Here is a 17598-nt window from a genome sequence, read left to right as displayed (position 1 = left end):
ACCCAGTGGTCGTCCGGATTCTGCTGCCCGAATGTCGCCTTACAGGACCGACATCTCAAACAAGGCCATCCTGGATCTGTTCCAGAACAATTGACCACCGTGACCCTTCCGTCAGTGCAGCGGCATCAAGCCTCCTCCACTCCGACACCAGCGTCCTGATCGCCCTACTGCGATCGAATCGCGGCTTTGCAGAGCGCTTGGGAATCTCACCCCGCTCGAATGCCTCCAGCCGGGCCTGCATCTCCGCCTGGGAGTAGACCATCGGACCGGAATCATCCGCCTTTGCCTGGGCCTGGAATGCCTCATACGCTTCGAGAAACCCAAGGAAGCTCGACAGGCGTCCATTCACGATCTGACGTCCGCCATCGCCCACGGCAAGTACCTCGCCACTCGCCGACAGGCACAGCAGCAGATCCTCGCCCCATGGCTCTCGCGCGATAGCCAGAAGTCCGGTGCCATCGATCTCGACCACGTGGGGCACTTCGAACTGAACAACAGGTACATCGCCCGGCAGCCGTGAAGGAAGCCCCAGCCGAAGCATCAGCTCACTCGTCGACGGTTCCAGTCCGAAATCCCGAAGGACCTGGGCACTCACCTCCAACGAACCCGAGGCATAAACGCGGGAGCATGCAGTTTCAGTCACGCATGAACCTCATGCAGTTTCAGCGGGCAGGGATCGACGCCGCGACGAGCGATTTCCCCGAACACCTGGCTTCCGCGGTCCCCGGGGCACCGGCACCTCCTCGCACAACCCGCCGGATGGTGCGCAGCGGCACCGATCCACCTGGCTCAGCAGACCGGCACCGCACATGCAATGTGGCTAGGTCGTCGCCCCGATGGTGCGCTTCTGAAGCGATTCGATCTTTGCCTGTATTTTCTTCAGACCCACCTTTCCGCAACCCACGAGCGTCAACTCACGAAGCGCGGAAAGATCATTGATGACCTCGATGTTGGCAATCTTCTTGCAGTACTGGATATCCAGTTTCTTGAGCTGCTCGAGCCCCACCAGTGCACGGATGTCTGTCAGCGAACTCAGATTCTTCAGCCATACCGACGTCAACGCGGCAAGTGTCTCGATGCCATCGAGGCTTTTCAGCTTCGTGCCACCCAACAGTCCCAGGCGTTCGAGGCCACCAGCCGATGCAGACAGGATGTTGAAGATCTCACCATCCACGGGGACATTCAGAATGTTCAGTTCTTCCAGAGGCAGGGCCAGGGCCTGCCTGAGATTCTTCAATGACCTGTCTGGATAGAGCGAAAGTACTTTCAACGCGGGGAAGCTTGATGTGTCGAAGCGCACCGGCACGTCGACATACAGCGTCCTCAGATTGGGTAGCACAACGCCCGGCCAGGCCAACGTCCCCGTGCCAAGATGGATGCTCAATGCCTCGATGCTCTCAGGCAGAAGCCCCTCCTCGAGTCCATCCATGATCGACGGTGCGATCGATCCCGGCCCGATGCTGAGCGTCTTGAGACCCCGCATTTCCCTGAGGATCTCCGGAAGCGCTTCGAGCTTGTCGCCGGGAGGTGACCAGAGGTGAACCTGCTCGATCCGGGCGAGCCTCTCAGTGTTGAAAGGGGCGTTGAAGAACACCAGCTCAGCACCCGGAGTCGGGAATGCTGCTTCGTGTCTGCCATGCATCAGAACAACTTTCTGCACGCGCTTTCCGATCTGGCCGATGCCCACGTGCTGCAGCCGCGTCTGCGCGCCAGCGGATGCTGCCGGTGCGCACCCGGCAACTAGCGCCCAAAGAATAGTTCGTCGTACTGGCCATTCATCGCCGCAGTGAGAAATTCGTCGAATGTCTCGGCAAGCCTAGTAACATTTTCAAACTCAGGCTCAACGCCGTGCACAACCGCCCCAGAGCTCCGGCCCAGCCCAACGAATTGATAGTCTCCGTCGACCGCCATAAAAATCGGCAAATACTCTGCCCAGAACTTTCGAACATCCTCGCCATCAGCATCCGTCATTGCAGCGTCAATGCTCATCTTCTCAAACTCATCCCAGGAGAACGCGCCATCCGAGACACCCGCAAACTCCTCGATTGAGACGAACCACCGTGACTCATCCTTGTTCGAGAGCGATGTGAAATTCGAAAGAAACTCCAAGTAAAAGGCCGGAACATCTGCATTTATCGAATCATCGATAACAGGTGGCGATCCATCACCACCATCCCTACCAACCAAAATCCAGCCCTTTCCCACAAGAAAATCCAGGAAATTCGAATACAGAATATTCATATCAGCTCCTACACTGCGCCTTTATCACATTTATTATTCTTCTCTGCAATCCAGTTGCAGCACTATGATTCGGATTCTTAATTTTTCTCGTTTCATTCGTAATCGTTAGTACCTGCCCCTCTGGCCCACCCAGCGCCAAGCCGTGAGGATGATGGCCACCGGATTCTCCAGGTTTAGCGCGAATAACGTCCACTTCCGATTTCGGCCGATAGAACACGGGCGTACTATCCGGGTCGATGCCCTGCCACTCAGGCGCGCTCTTGAATTTATCCCTAGCCTCCTGCAATAGATCTGGGTAATCCTTCAACCACTCAGCAAGTGTTTTTGTTACATAGAGCCCCAGCGCATCAAACCAGCGAAACGGATTCCTTGCATATCCATATATGTTTACTCCACCAGCAATAGCAATTGGATCCTCTGAAACATACGAACCCGCGTGCGGATCGTAATAGCGATATCTATTGTAGTGGAGGCCGGTTTCAAGGTCCGCGTACTGCCCTTGGAATCTGATGAAGTTGTGAACCCCGTCATCGAAGCGTTCCTCATGCAACTTGCCCCAACCATCATACGAGCCTGACCAGCCGCACCTCCCGTCGCGACAAAGCAGCCGGATGGGCCGTCCATTAGGATCAACTTGATAGACCCATACCTCCTTGCCCGGTTGGTTTTCCTTGACCTTGGCACCCGAAGATCCCAGCTCGCCCACTAGGCTTGAAACGGGATCGGCAAATGCCGCTTCACTGTGAAGCGGCTCGGGTGGCTTTTCACCGCGCTCGACCACCTCGGCGGCAATGATTAACCCACTTGAGCCCAATGATGCTCCACCGCCCAACAAACCGATACCGCTTTTACTGGCCCCAACTGTGGAACTCACTGGTATTGAAGCACGATTACGATGTAGCAGAGCATCTGCGCCGCTCGCTGCGGGAGTTGGAGCACTGCTAGTTGCGCTTACGCCCCTGCTGGAGCGCTCTACAACCAACGCCAACGGCACAAACGTACCCGGGTAGTACACATACTCCCGCACCCGCTCATGCAGCCTCTCCAGCTGCCGCTGCCGACGCCGTACCTCGACCAGGCTGCCCACATTCCCCACCCACACCGGCGCCGCCTCTTCGGCGTCATTGGTCTGCTGCACTTCGCCCAGCAACGCATCACCATCCCAGAAGAACCACGTCGTCTGCGTCGGGTTGCGCTTGAACACCCGCCGCCCCAGCGGGTCATAGCCGTAGTACGTTGACTGCCCGTTGCGGCGGCTCTCCGCCAACCGATGGTTGGCATCCCAGATCAGCGTCAGGTCATCCGGCGCATCCCCTTGCGGTGCGCCCTTGCGCACCAGATCACCCGCCCGGTCAAACACGTAGTGCACGCCCTGATAGGTGCCTTCGCGCGTCCAGGTGGTCAGGTCGTCGTCGTCGCCGCCTACCACCTTGCGCGCCTGCACCTGCTTCACTTCGGTGCGCAGCCGGTCGCCGGCCGGATCGTTGAAGTAGCGCTCGACCCTTCCCTTCGGGTCGATATGCTGCAGCAGGCGCCCGATCGCGTCGTAACGGTACTCATCGACGCCCTGTGCGCTGTCGCTACGTTTGGTCAGGTTGCCACTGCGGTCGTAGTCGTAACGCGTCTCGAACAACGGGGCGGCATCTTTCAACACCGACTGTGAGGTCAGCAGGTTGCGGCTGTCGTAGGTGAACTCGCGTTGCAATTGCGGGCTCAGCTGCTCGCGCGTGGTGCGGCCCAGCGCGTCGCGCTCCATCGAGATCGGCGGCTCGTCATTGATGGCCACCGATACGGTCTGGTCGCGCAAGTCGTAGCCGAACGCTAACCGATTGCCGGCAGCGGTCTCGCGCAGTACGCGGTTGCCTACTTCATCATAGGCATAGCCGACGCGGAACCCGTCCTGCAGTTCCTCCAGCAATTGCCCCAGCGGGTCATACCGGCGCTTCACTGTACGCACCGGATTGCGCAGCTCGACAATCTGGCCCTGCACGTCGTAGACAAAGTGTTCCTGTACCTGCTGTCCAGGATGGCGTACATCCGGCAGCGTCTTGCGGGTGATGCGCCCGAGCTTGTCGGTGGTGAAGGCGATGCGCTGGCCCAGCGGATCCACGGTGGCGGTCAGTCGTCCGGCCGCGTCATAGGTATAGCGCCGCGACTGCCCCCAGTAGTCCACTTCCTCGACGATGCGGCCCAGCGCGTCGCGCACCAGCTGATAGGTTTCGCCGCGCTGGTTGACGACCGCGATGAGCTGCTCTTCGGTGTCGTAGCGGTACTCCACGCTGTGCCCATCGGCCTGCAGGCGCTTGCTGATCTGTCCGATGCCCACGTACTGCAGCCGCGTCTGCGCGCCCGCTTCGTCGGTATAGCGCAGCAGCTGATCTTCGGCATCATACTCGCAACGCACACCGTTGCCGTCGGGGCCAGCGGTGGCCAGTAGGCGTCCCTTGGCGTCGTACTCGTAGCGGCTGACCTGCCCCAGCGGATCGACCTGGCGCAGCAGGTTGCCGAGTGGATCATGCTCAAACCGGCTCTGATGGCCCAGCGCATCGATAACCGCGGCCACCAGTCCATGACGGTCATAGCGCAGTTGCGTGACCGCGTGCCGTGCGTTGGTCTGCGCCTGCAACTGGCCCTGTGCGTCGTAGTCGAAGCGGGTGGTTGCACCCAATGGATCGGTCTGGCTGACCAGCAGGCCCTGGCCATTGTAGGCCTGCTGCCAGTCGACACCATCCGGCGTACGCAACGACACCATGTGGTCGTCCAGGTCGTACTCCATCTGGATCGACGTGCCATCGGCGCGGGTCAGGCAGACCAGGTTGCCATGCGCATCATAGGCAAACGCCGTGCGCAGCCCCTCCGGGTCGGTCACGGCCACGGTGCGCCCGAAATCGTCGTACTCGAACAGCGTCACGCCATCGAGCGGATCGATCTCGCACAGTGGCAGCTGGTTCTCGTCAAATTTGACCACGCTCAGGTGACCCAGCGAGTCGGTCACCCGGGTCTCGCGCAGCAGCGCGTCGTACTCGAAGTGATAATCGTAGAGACCACCATCGCCCCACGAATGCACCACCCTGCCCTGCGCATCGAACGCATAGTGGAACGACAGGCCCACGCGGTCGGTATGCCGCACCATGCGGTGACGTTCATAGGCAAACGTGCGTGGCGCCCCCAGTGCGTCGACTGCCGCCAGCAGGTCACCTTCGGCACTGTACCGGTAGCTCACCAGCGGATGGGCCAGGCCGGTGGCGGGGTCGTGCAGGGCCATGCGCTCAATGTGGCCGTGGCGCGCCTCCACTTCGATGAAGCGGCCCTGCAGGTCACCGATACCGCTCTCGACGATGCGCACCAGATGGCCGTCGCGACGCTCGAAGCGCCAGTGGTTGCCATGCGCATCCTCGATGCGCTCGATCGGCCAGGACTGCGGGCCCGGCAGCGCGCTGACACCTGCAGGCAGCTCGCCACCGAACACGTACTGCAGGCCGTTCTTGAAGCGCACCCGCCACTGCCCGCGCCGCCTCAGCAGGCGCGCGCCATCGACGAAATCGAGAATCGCCCCAGCCTCTCCCTCAGCGGGCGGCAGCTCGGGGAAGAACGCGACCTGGTCGGGGCCGGACAGCCAGACGCTGCCATCGGCCAGCAGCTCCAGGCGGATGTCTGCCGGCGTCTGCCAGCCCGCGCCGCACAGACCCGGCGCGTCCGCGTGGCGCGAGCCGTAGCTGCGTTGCCAAGTGAGCGGCAAGCGGCCCGGTACATCGAAATCCTGGTGGTTGACCACCACGCTGCCATCACGGATATCCACCGGCTCGGCGCGAAGCACCTTGCACTTCAGGAAACCCGAGGGCAGGTTTCCCCACTTGCCCCGCCGCCAATTGGCAAAGGCATCCATCTTCTTGCGGAAGAACGCACTCTTGCGCAGCTTGCCCAGGCCTGCGAACGCCGCGCGGAACGCGAGCGCGGTCCATGACACCGTCGGTGGTCCTCCCACCTTGACGCTGGTGGGAATGGCCACGTTCAGGCCGGTCGGCAGTGACATCGCCCGAAGTGGCTTCTTCGGCTTCTTCACCCGGAACGGGTTGATCATGCCGGCCAGATTGCAGTCCAGCACCGGCATCGCCAGCCGCGAGAACGGCTCGCCATCGGCCGACACGGTACGACTGCCCATGAAGATCTCTTCGCCGTCGAACTGCGGCCCCATCGGTGCCGCCAACGGCGGCCCCCACACACCGAGCGGGATGTGGATGTCCAGACCGCCGGTACCGGCGGTGCCACGATGCACGCCGTTGACCTTGATGGTCGAACCGATGAACGGGATGTAGTCGAACGGATCGAGCACCAGGCCGATGTGCGGCGTCGGCAGCGGGCACGGCGGCACCGCATACATGTGGATGTCGATACCCAGCTGCGGATCGAAATGCTTGGCGGCGATGCTCACGGCAACACTCCCTGTTGCGTTACAAGGCGCGGAACAACGCGCGCAGGAACGCCTTTACTTCGTCACGGTACTCGGCGCTGATCCAGGTCACGACGATGATGCCAAGCACGATGGCCACCAGCATCACCACGGTCTTGTTCGACTTCATGCAACAGCCACTCCTGTAACGGCGGGCCCTGCAGCCGCCGCCACGGGCGACTGCAGCAGGCCACTGGGATCGGGCAGCGGCTGCATCGCCGGGGGCTCGCTCCACACCGGAATCTCGTGGTCGAGCGGGTGTTCGATCGCCGGCAGGCCGTTCCAGCCCGGGTCGAGGAAATCACGGCCGACGGCCACGATCTTGCGGAAGAATTCGTCACCGCCCTGGATCAGCCGCTCGCGTTCCTGCTGCGCACGATGAAAGCCGCGCTCCAGCGCGGCATCGAGCTCGGCGTCGATGGCATCCAGCGCCGGACGCGGAGGACGCGGGCCGAGTGCGCGCCCCTGCGCGTCCGCCTTCTCCAGCAGGCCGGTGCTGGCCTGCAGGTAGTCAGTGGCGACCTGCTGCAGTTGTTCGCAGCGTCGTGCGTCCTGAAGCTGCAGCAGATCCCACAATGCCTGCGGCAGCGTCGTTGCCTTGCGGTCGGCCGGCGCCAGCGGCTTGGCGATGCGGATCGCCTCCAGCAGCTGCGTGCGCGCCGCCTCGCGCTGGCCCGCCTGCACGTGACACCAGCCCGCCATGCGCTGGCCCTCCAGTGCGAACATGGGATGCGGAATGCTGGCTGCGGACGCGGATGCCTGCAGGTAGGTGTGTGCCGCACGCTCGGGTTGCTTGGCCGCCAACCAGCAGCCCGCTTCACCGAACCAGCTCTGCATCACCAGTTCCGGCGCGGCAGGATTGCCGCTGGCACGTGCACCTTCTGCGGCGCTGCGTGCCTGCCGGTAGCTGTTGATCGCCTGGCTGTGATCGCCATGTTTCAGCCAGGCACCAGCCACCATCATCTGCACCACCGACTGCTGGTCCTGCCAGCCATGCCGCTGCGCCAGGCCCTGCGCGCGTCCGGCGCGGGCCACCACCTGCGACGGACTGCCTCGCTCCAGCAGCAGCATCAGGTCCGCCAGCAGCTGCCGGTACAGCACTTCCGGACCGCGACCACCGGATTGCGCGGCGGTATCCCGGGCAATCGCAAACATGTCGACCGGTGCGGTGACCACCCGTGCGGTCCTGGCATGACGCTCCAGCAGCGGCTGCCAGCGCGGGTCCTCTTCGGTATCCACCAGCACCAGTCGCAGGCGCTCTCCCGGCGCAGCGGCCAGCGCCGCATCCAGCCAGCGCTCGAAGCCTTCACCGGGCACGCAACGCTCCGGTTCCAGCACGGCAGCCAGCAGGCGCAGATGCTCGCCGTGATGGTCGATGAAACTCTCCAGCACATCGACCACACCCTGCGCGCTGTCCGGATGCGCCTCGCTCGGGCCACGCCAGCCCAGTGGCACCTGCTGCGCGCGCAGCTCGTCCTGGCTGGCCAGATAACGGTCGAGCAGATCCTGCTTGACCTGCCGGCTGTAACGGAAGCCCAGCTCATAGGCGGTATCGATGCGCAGGAAGCAATCCGGCGTATCACGCCCTGCGTCGTTGCGCTGCATCTCGAAGAACGCGGCCAGCAGGCGGCTGGCGGCAGCCGGCAGACGCCATACCAACAGGCGCCTGCTGCTGTCGGCGCTGGCCTCCAGCCAGGCATCGCGCAATGCGTTCAGGCCGCGCAGCATGGGGGTGTCCTGCATGGTGTATCTCCCGTGCTGTTCAGCAGTTGAGCTTGATCTCGCTGCCGTTGACTGACACACCGCCTGCGTCGATGACCACTTCCGAGCCACCGGCGGTGATCTTGATGGCGCTGTCGGTGATCTCGATGACCGAGCCACCCACCTTGGTGGACAGCTTGACCGCCGACTCCAGGCTCATCGCGCCATCCGAGCCCTGGCTGTGCGTACCGGTCACGTCCTGGCTGAAATTGCCGGTGACGTCGATCACCCGCTCGCCGACATTGCTGTCGTCGACCTTGCCCTGCACGCTGCGCTTGTCATGACCGGTAATGGTCACCTCCCGCGCGGCGTTCAGCGTCTCCGTCACCAGTCCGCCAACCGTGCGACTGGAGGTCGAGGTGACGGTCTCTGTCCACGTGCCGGTGCGCTGGCTGGTGAAGTTGCCGGTCAGGGTGGTCTTGAAGTCGCCGGTGATGGTTTCGGTATAGCCGGCTGCGGAGATCGTCTTGGTTTCGCCTGCTTCGTACTTCTCGGTCACCGCGCCGGTCACATTGGTGGTGCGGGTGCCGGTAACGCCGAGCGTGTCGGTGCCGGTGACCGTGATGCCACGGTTGCCGCCGACGCTGATGTCCTGGTTGGCGCCGACGTCCATTCGATGGTTGACCGACACCGATGTGGACTTGTTGTTCTTGACGCTGGCGTTCTGGTCGTTGAGCACGGTGGTGACCATGTCACGCTGCGCCCGCATGTTCAGCAGCTCGCCACCGGCGCCATCATGCATGGTGATCTCATTCCAGCCCGCGCCCTTGACCGTCTTCGACTTGAGGCCGCTCACCTCCATGCCGAACGGCGGCATGTTGTCCTCGTTGTAGACACGACCGGTGATGATGGGGCGGTCCGGGTCGCCATCGAGGAAATCGACGATCACCTCCTGGCCCACGCGCGGCGGCGACACGCCACCCATGTCGGCGCCTGCCCACGGACTCGCACTGCGGATCCAGCACGAGGCATTCTCGCGGCGATCCAGCTGGCGGTCCCAATGGAACTGCACTTTCACCCGGCCGTAGCGGTCGGCATGCAGCTCCTCCCCCGGCGGACCGACCACGGTGGCGGTCTGCGGACCCGGCATGCGTGGCCATGGCGTCCGCCGCAGCGGCCTGTAGGGGATGCGACGGCGCAGCACCTCGGCCTGCACTTCGACACTCGGGGCTTCAGCGCTGCCGAAATCGGCAGCGAAATTATTGTGGCCTTCCCGCTGCACGCTCACCACGAAGAAGCTGCGGTCGGTATCGTCACGTCCGATGAAATCCGGGTGCCGCTCCAGTTCGAAGCAGGCGCCGGCATCGAGCTCACCGGCGTTGCCCGCGCACTCGAACAGCTTGGTCGGCCACGCCACTTCCTCGTTGCGCACCGCCGCCAGCGCCTGGCCAATGCGGCTGTTGGTGAAACGCGCCGCACCGTCGTAGCGGTACTGCTCGAGCGGCGGCAGCAGGCCCAGCGGCACCTGATTGCCCTGGTTGCCATCCAGCGTCTGGCCCGGCTGCTTGAAGTCGAAACTGCGCAGGGTCTGCACGCTGGGCCCGACGCGTCGGCGTGCACCCCAGCGGTGCAGACCGGTGCTGGCCAGCGTGCCCTGGTCGGACACGAACGCGATGGGCTGCGGTTCGCCGTGCGCGGTGCTCAGCGTTGAATCGTCGCTGATCACCATCGTATGGCCCTCTTCGTCATGGACGAAGCTGTAGTACAGGCCGGCATCTTCCAGCAGGCGACTGACGAAGGCGAAATCGGACTCGTTGTACTGCACACAGTACGGCAGTGGCGGCAGCTTGCCGGCATTGAGGTCGTAGCGGAACTTCGCCAGCTGTGCGTAGCCCTGGAACACCTCCTCGATGATCTGCAGCACGTTGCGGTCCTGGAAGATCCGGCAGTTGCAGGTGTAATCGAGGAAGGCGAACCAGGGCGCGAGCTCGGCCCGGTAGGCACTGAACTGGGCCTGTTGGCCGGTACTGGCGAACTCGCGCACGTAGCCGTGCACGCTGCGGTTGCCGAATTCATCGCCCAGCTGCAGGCGCAGCGGCTGCCCGACCAGCTGTTTCAGTTCCAGCCGCGGCTGGACCGACAGCAGTTCGATACGGTAGGCGAACGGGCTGGACACCGCCTCGCTGCCCTCGAAACGCTTGACCAGGAAAGTGTCCGGATCCAGAGCGGTTTCGACGCGGATCAGGCGTCGGTCCTGGTGCAGGCGCTGCAGTGCGGCGCCGGGAAGCAGTGATTCGGCGTACATCGGGCGTTCCGTCGTCCCATGTTGGTCGTGGCCCGACTTTGCCACCGGCAGGTGACATGCGCCAGCTTTTTGACGCTTTTGCCTCTGAATAAAGAGATGAATTCATTAAGGAAATTCAAGGAACTGCGAATTTCCTCACATTTCCTTCCCCGCGACCCCGTCGCCAACGCTGGCCCCGGCGGGAGTGCGCGAACGCTGCCTCACGCCGGCAGGCAATGCTCGACAATCAGCTGGATGGCGCTACCACCGCGATAGTCGTCGCAGGCCAGCCGGTAGGCCAGATGCACATGGCGGCTTGGCGCATTGCCGTGCCAGCCGCCAAAATGGATCGCGTTGATCGTGCCAGGCACGCCAGGCAGGCGCAGTTCCAGCTTGAGGTGGCGTTCCTTCAGCACGCGCCAGTTGGCCACCTCGAAATGGCCATCGAACAGCGGCTCCGGGAAGCCCTGCCCCCAAGGACCGGCCAGGCGCAGCGCATCGGCATGGCGATGGTCGAGCTCGTCCGCTGCCAGTTCGCCGTCGCTGAGCACCTGCTGTTGAAGTGCCGCTGGGTCGAGCATCTCCAGCACGACGGCAACGAAGGCCGCCTTGAAGGCGTCGACATGATCGAGCCGCAGGCTGAGGCCGGCCGCCATGGCGTGACCGCCGAAGCGCTCGATCAGGCCGGGATGTCGTGAATCGACCAATGCCAGCGCGTCACGGATATGCAGGCCCGGAATCGAACGCGCGGAGCCACGCAGGGTGTCGGCACCGGGCTCGGCCGGCGCGAAGGCGATCACCGGCCGGTGCAGGCGATCCTTCATCTTCGAGGCCACCAGACCGACCACGCCCGGATGCCACTCGGCATCGAACAGGCATGCCGCCACCGGCCGCTGCCCGGCCATGTCCAGCACAACTCGGGTCAGCGCCTGCTCGGCATCGTCGGTCATCGACTGCTGCACGGCGCGGCGTTCCGCATTGATCTGCTCCAGCGTCTGCGCGATCTCCCGCGCCTGCCGCGGGTCCTCGGTCAGCAGCAGCGCGATGCCCAGCGCCATGTCTTCCAGCCGACCGGCGGCATTCAGGCGTGGGCCCAGGGCGAAGCCGATGTCGGTCGCGGTCAGACGCGCCGCGTCGCGCCCACTGGCTTCGATCAGCGCCTTCAGGCCGACACAGCCCTGCCCCGAACGCAATCTGCGCAGGCCCGCACTGACCAGTGCGCGGTTGTTCGGATCCAGCGCCACCAGGTCGGCCACGGTGCCGACCGCCACCAGGTCCAGCAGCGTGGTCAGGTCCGGGCCCTTGCCATCGGCGAACACGCCGGCCTCGCGCATCCGCCGGCGCAGCGCCATCAGCACGTAGAAGATCACGCCGACACCGGTCAGCGACTTGCTGGGAAATGCGTCGCCATCCAGGTTCGGATCGACGATCACGTCGGCCGCAGGCAGCTGCGGGCCCGGCAGATGATGGTCGGTGACCAGCACCTGCCAGCCACGCGCCTTGGCGGCCGCGACGCCGGCATGGCATGCAATGCCATGGTCGACGGTGACCAGCAGGTCCGGCTTCAGCGCGACCAGTTCCTCCACCAGCGAGGGCGACAGTCCATAGCCGTGCACCATCCGGTTGGGCACCGCGTGGAAGACATGCTGTGCGCCGAGCATGCGCAGGCCGCGCACGCCGACCGCACAGGCGGTAGCGCCATCACAGTCGAAATCGCCGACCACCAGGATGCGCTTGTCATTGGCGATGGCCTCGACCAGCAGGTCGACCGCAGCGTCGATGCCGGTCAGCAGTTCGGGGGCATGCAGATTGCCCAGCTTCGGCAGCGCCAGTTCCGGCGTCCCCGCGCCACGGCTGGCATAGAGACGTGCAAGCAGTGGCAGCGTTCCCTCCGGCCATGCAGCCGGCGTCGCTGCCTCACGGCGTCGGATTGTCGGCGTATCGGAAGACGGCAGCGCTGGATCGGCGGCAAGGGACATCGGCATCGCCGGTTACGAAAGACAGAGGGATGATACCGCGCGTGGGAGAGGCTGGCGGGATTGCGCCCGGCACCTGCGGTAGTGCCGGCCGCTGGCGGCAACCCCGGCAAACATCGGGGTCAGAGCCGTTCTCCGATGGAAAACGGATCCGACCCCCGCTCGACCGAGGCCCCGCTCAATCGTGCAGCTGCCGTGGCTTCTTCCAGAACTGCCAGCGCTGTCCGCGATCCAGCTGGAACTGCAGGCCGTCCTCGAAATCGAGCACCAGCCGCTGCAGTTCGCCACGCTTCAACGCGGCCAGCAGCGGGCGGATCGCCTCGTTGCCCAACTGCTGCAGCGAACGCAGCTGGCGCAGGTCAACCAGCGCATCGACAGCCTGCTCACCATCCACCGCCACGCCAGCGGCCTGCGCCAGGCTCTGCAGCAGCGCATCGCGGCTGCGCACCTGCGCATGCACCGTGCTGACCGACACCGGCATCACGCCACCGCCCCAGAACCACAGCGAATTAATCGGCTGCTGGCCCTGCGCGGCGCGCTGCTGGTTCCAGGAGTGGTTGTGCAGCAGCACCTGCGCCTCGGTCATCAGCGCCCGCCAGCGGCGGCCGCCCTCGCCTTCCGGCAGGTGCGAGAACAGGTCATCGCCGAGCACCTCGTCGGGACCGTCGAACGCCGGCAGTGCGGTATCGATCGGCAGCCGCAGATACCAGCGCGACGGATCAGGCGCGTCGAGCACGAAGCCGACCTCGGCGAACAACGGCTGCAGCACCGGCAGCAGGGCGAGGCTGTCTGCCAGGGTTGGTCGCAGGGTTTCGCCGTAGGCCATCATCCGCGCGCCATGCATGTCCGGCACCATGCAGGCCGGATCGGCGCGCAGCCAGCTGGCACCGGCCGCATCGCCCACGTCACGCTGGCGGGTCAGCGCGGCCACCGGCCAGTGCGGCGCGGCGACCGTGAAATGGCGCATCAGCTGCGCCCGTTCACCCGGCTCGACCTGCACCGTAGTGGCACGGCCGAGCGCACGTGCCACATCGTCCGGCAGCGCAGCCGCGGCAAAGCGGCTGCGTGCGGGCAACAGCAGGGTCGCCGTCGCCACGTGCTCAGTCCACGTAGCTGACGCTGACGATCTCGTACTCGCGCTGCCCAGCCGGGGCGTCGATCACGATCGAATCGCCTTCCAGCTTGCCGATCATCGCGCGCGCCACCGGCGAGGAAATCGCGATCAACCCCAGCTTGATATCCGCTTCGAGGTCACCCACGATCTGGTACTTCTTCTCTTCGTCGGTTTCCACGTCGGCCAGGGTCACGCTGGCGCCGAACACCACCTTGGAGCCGGCATTGAGCTTGCTCACGTCGATGATCTCGGCGTGCGACAGCTCGCCTTCCAGCTGCTTGATGCGGCCTTCGATGAAGCCCTGTTCCTCGCGCGCGGCGTGGTACTCGGCATTCTCCTTCAGGTCGCCATGCTCACGCGCTTCGGCGATCGCGGCGATCACCTTCGGCCGCTTGACCGACTTCAGGTGATCCAGTTCGTCGCGCAGCTTCTGCGCGCCCTTCATCGTGATGGGGGCTCTCATGCATTCAACTCCTTGTGCAGCTCCTGCAGCGACCAGACGGGGCCGGTGCCGCGGAATTCCAGTGAATCCACCAGCGCCTTGGCGCCGGCAATGGTGGTCGAGTAGGTGACGCGGTGCTGCAGCGCCTCGCGACGGATCGAGAACGAGTCGTTGATCGCCGACCGACCTTCGGTCGTGTTGACGATGTAGACGATCTCGCCGTTCTTGATCGAATCGACGATGTGCGGACGACCCTCGACCACCTTGTTGATGATCTCGCACTGCATGCCATGCTGCTGCAGCCAGGCGGCGGTGCCACGGGTGGCCACCAGGCTGTAGCCGCGCGCCAGCAGCGCCTTGGCGACCGGCAACACGCGCTTCTTGTCCGGGTCGCGCACCGACACGAAGGCCTTGCCGATCGGCGGGGCCTTGATGCCGCCGGCTTCCTGCGCGCGTGCGAAGGCGGCGTTGAAGCTGCGACCGACGCCCATCACCTCGCCGGTGGACCGCATTTCCGGCCCGAGGATCGGATCGACGCCCTGGAACTTGGCGAACGGGAAGATCGCTTCCTTCACCGAGTAGTAGTCCGGCACGATCTCTTCGGTCGCGCCCTGCTCGGCCAGGGTCTTGCCGGCCATGCAGCGTGCGGCGATCTTGGCCAGCGGCATGCCGGTGGCCTTGGACACGAACGGCACCGTGCGCGAGGCACGCGGGTTCACTTCAAGCAGGTAGACGGTGTCGTCGCCCTCGTCGCTGGTCTGGATCGCGAACTGGGTGTTCATCAGGCCCACCACGTTCAGCGCCTTGGCCAGCTCCACCACCTGGCGACGCAGCTCGGCCTGGGTCTCGGCCGACAGCGAGTACGGTGGCAGCGAGCACGAGGAGTCGCCCGAGTGCACGCCGGCTTCTTCGATGTGCTCCATCACGCCACCGATCAGCACGTTGCCATCCTTGTCGGCGATGATGTCGACATCGCACTCGACAGCGTTGTCGAGGAAGCGGTCCAGCAGCACCGGCGAATCGTTGGACACCTTCACCGCATCACGCACGTAGCGGGCCAGATCGGCTTCGCCGTACACGATCTCCATCGCACGGCCACCGAGCACGTAGCTCGGACGCACCACCAGCGGGTAGCCGATCTCGCGGGCCAGCAGCAGGGCTTCCTGGTCGTTGCGGGCGATACGGTTCGGCGGCTGCTTCAGGCCCAGCTTGTCCACCAGCTGCTGGAAACGCTCGCGGTCCTCGGCCAGGTCGATGGAGTCCGGGCTGGTACCGATCACCGGCACGCCATTGGCTTCCAGCGCGCGCGCCAGCTTCAGCGGCGTCTGCCCGCCGTACTGCACGATCACGCCCTTCGGCTGTTCCAGCTCGACGATCTCCAGCACGTCTTCCAGCGTCAGCGGCTCGAAGTACAGGCGGTCGGAGGTGTCGTAGTCGGTCGAAACGGTTTCCGGGTTGCAGTTGACCATGATGGTTTCATAGCCATCCTCGCGCAGCGCCAGCGCCGCATGCACGCAGCAGTAGTCGAACTCGATGCCCTGGCCGATGCGGTTCGGACCGCCGCCCAGGATCATGATCTTGTCGCGGTTGCTCGGCGCGGCCTCGCACTCGTCCTCGTAGGTCGAGTACAGGTAGGCGGTGCCGGTGGCGAACTCGGCAGCACAGGAGTCCACGCGCTTGTAGACCGGGCGCACCTTGTGGGCACGACGCAGTGCGCGGATGGCCGCTTCGTTGGTGCCGGTCAGCTGGGCCAGGCGGGCGTCGGAGAAACCGGCACGCTTGAGCTTGCGCAGACGCGCAGCGTCGAGCGCGTCGATGCCGTCGGCAGCCACTTCGCCTTCGGCAGCGATGATTTCCTCGATCTGGTCCAGGAACCAGTGGTCGATGAACGACAGCGCATGGATCTCTTCCACGCTCATGCCGGCGCGGAACGCGTCGGCCACGTAGAACAGGCGCTCCGGACCCGGAGCCTTCAGCTCGCGGCGCAGGGTCTGCAGGTCTTCCTCGTTGGCCAGGTCCAGGCCGGTCGGGTCGAAGCCGACCTTGCCGGTTTCCAGGCCGCGCAGCGCCTTCTGTACCGATTCCTGGAAGGTGCGGCCCATCGCCATGACTTCGCCCACCGACTTCATCTGGGTGGTCAGGCGCGCATCGGCGGCCGGGAACTTCTCGAAGGCGAAACGCGGAATCTTGGTGACCACGTAGTCGATGGACGGCTCGAACGACGCCGGGGTCAGGCCACCGGTGATCTCGTTCTTCAGTTCGTCCAGGGTGTAGCCCACGGCCAGCTTGGCGGCCACCTTCGCGATCGGGAAGCCGGTGGCCTTGGAGGCCAGCGCCGAGGAGCGCGACACGCGCGGATTCATCTCGATGACGACCACGCGGCCGGTCTTCGGGTTGATGCCGAACTGCACGTTGGAGCCGCCGGTATCGACGCCGATCTTGCGCAGCACGGCGATGGAGGCATCGCGCAGGCGCTGGTACTCCTTGTCGGTCAGGGTCTGCGCCGGGGCCACGGTGATCGAGTCACCGGTGTGCACGCCCATCGGATCGAGATTCTCGATCGAGCAAACGATGATGCAGTTGTCGGCGGTGTCACGCACCACCTCCATCTCGAATTCCTTCCAGCCCAGCACCGACTCTTCCACCAGCACTTCGGTGGTCGGCGACAGTTCCAGGCCGCGGCTGACGATTTCCACCAGCTCTTCGCGGTTGTAGGCGATACCACCGCCACTGCCGCCCAGGGTGAAGCTCGGACGGATGATGGTCGGGTAGCCGACGCGGGTCTGGATCTCCAGCGCTTCGTCCAGCGTGTGAGCGACGGCGGCGGTCGGGCACTCCAGGCCGATCTCGCCCATCGCCACGCGGAACAGCTCGCGGTCTTCGGCCATGCGGATCGCTTCGCGCTTGGCACCGATCAGCTCGACGTTGTACTTCTCCAGCACGCCGTTGTCGGCCAGGTCCAGCGCGCAGTTCAGCGCGGTCTGTCCCCCCATGGTCGGCAGCAGCGCGTCGGGCTTCTCCTTGGCGATGATCTTCTCGACCGTCTGCCAGTTGATCGGCTCGATGTAGACGGCGTCGGCCATCTCCGGGTCGGTCATGATCGTGGCCGGGTTGCTGTTGACCAGCACCACGCGGTAACCCTCGTCGCGCAGGGCCTTGCAGGCCTGGGCGCCGGAGTAGTCGAACTCGCAGGCCTGGCCGATGACGATCGGGCCGGCACCGATGATGAGGATGGTCTTTAGGTCAGTGCGCTTGGGCATTTTCTTCTCTAAGTCAGTACAGCGTGACAAGGGGGAGTGATCGCACGCTGTCGATCAGGAATCTCGATCCGCAGCGCCGCGCCGGGAGGCAGCAGCAATGCGGGGGCTTACGGTCCATCGCGGTGCCACC

11 protein-coding genes are annotated in these 17598 nt (G+C 64.5%); all 11 read right to left on the bottom strand.

The window, feature by feature from the left end; all coding sequences use genetic code 11:
- Positions 1-55 precede the first annotated feature (55 nt).
- The 11 genes from ACZK08_RS08870 to carB all read right to left on the bottom strand — a co-directional run bounded on the left by ACZK08_RS08870 (position 56) and on the right by carB (position 17468).
- A complete protein-coding gene (locus tag ACZK08_RS08870) occupies positions 56-595 on the bottom strand; it encodes an SUKH-4 family immunity protein (protein WP_196768760.1) in 540 nt (179 codons plus the stop codon).
- 225 nt (positions 596-820) lie between these two features.
- A complete protein-coding gene (locus ACZK08_RS08865) occupies positions 821-1687 on the bottom strand; it encodes a leucine-rich repeat domain-containing protein (RefSeq protein ID WP_155761060.1) in 867 nt (288 codons plus the stop codon).
- 53 nt (positions 1688-1740) lie between these two features.
- Entirely contained in the window at positions 1741-2241 is a 501-nt protein-coding gene (locus ACZK08_RS08860; protein ID WP_065182674.1) for an SMI1/KNR4 family protein, read from the bottom strand.
- Between the two features lies 1 nt (position 2242).
- Positions 2243-6673: an RHS repeat-associated core domain-containing protein gene (locus ACZK08_RS08855; protein ID WP_081284435.1), complete on the bottom strand. Its 4431-nt coding sequence runs from the start codon at positions 6671-6673 to the stop codon at positions 2243-2245.
- 19 nt (positions 6674-6692) lie between these two features.
- Complete coding sequence (locus ACZK08_RS08850; protein WP_006441023.1) at positions 6693-6821, bottom strand: hypothetical protein; 129 nt, start codon at positions 6819-6821, stop codon at positions 6693-6695.
- Positions 6818-8434 carry a hypothetical protein gene (locus ACZK08_RS08845; protein WP_460256524.1) on the bottom strand — a complete coding sequence of 539 codons (1617 nt, stop codon included), beginning with the start codon at positions 8432-8434 and terminating at the stop codon, positions 6818-6820. Before ACZK08_RS08845 ends, ACZK08_RS08850 begins: the two co-directional genes overlap by 4 nt.
- 19 nt (positions 8435-8453) lie before the next feature.
- The gene (locus ACZK08_RS08840; RefSeq protein ID WP_065175609.1) at positions 8454-10697 is read right to left on the bottom strand and encodes a type VI secretion system Vgr family protein; all 2244 of its coding nucleotides are present in this window, start codon (positions 10695-10697) and stop codon (positions 8454-8456) included.
- 200 nt (positions 10698-10897) lie between these two features.
- The gene (gene recJ / locus ACZK08_RS08835) at positions 10898-12655 is read right to left on the bottom strand and encodes a single-stranded-DNA-specific exonuclease RecJ (RefSeq protein ID WP_478452690.1); all 1758 of its coding nucleotides are present in this window, start codon (positions 12653-12655) and stop codon (positions 10898-10900) included.
- Positions 12656-12830: 175 nt separating this feature from the next.
- A complete protein-coding gene (locus ACZK08_RS08830) occupies positions 12831-13748 on the bottom strand; it encodes a phosphoglycerate mutase (RefSeq protein WP_065182677.1) in 918 nt (305 codons plus the stop codon).
- Positions 13749-13752: 4 nt separating this feature from the next.
- Positions 13753-14217 (bottom strand): transcription elongation factor GreA, encoded by a 465-nt coding sequence (gene greA / locus ACZK08_RS08825; RefSeq protein ID WP_026347191.1) that lies wholly within the window; start codon positions 14215-14217, stop codon positions 13753-13755.
- Positions 14218-14225: 8 nt separating this feature from the next.
- Positions 14226-17468 carry a carbamoyl-phosphate synthase large subunit gene (carB, locus tag ACZK08_RS08820; protein WP_065182678.1) on the bottom strand — a complete coding sequence of 1081 codons (3243 nt, stop codon included), beginning with the start codon at positions 17466-17468 and terminating at the stop codon, positions 14226-14228.
- Between the last annotated feature and the right edge of the window lie 130 nt (positions 17469-17598).

It is taken from the genome of Stenotrophomonas sp. 112478_Sma, from assembly GCF_056479905.1.
Note: the sequence above shows the minus strand (reverse complement) of the source record. Positions and strands in the feature narration are given on the sequence as shown.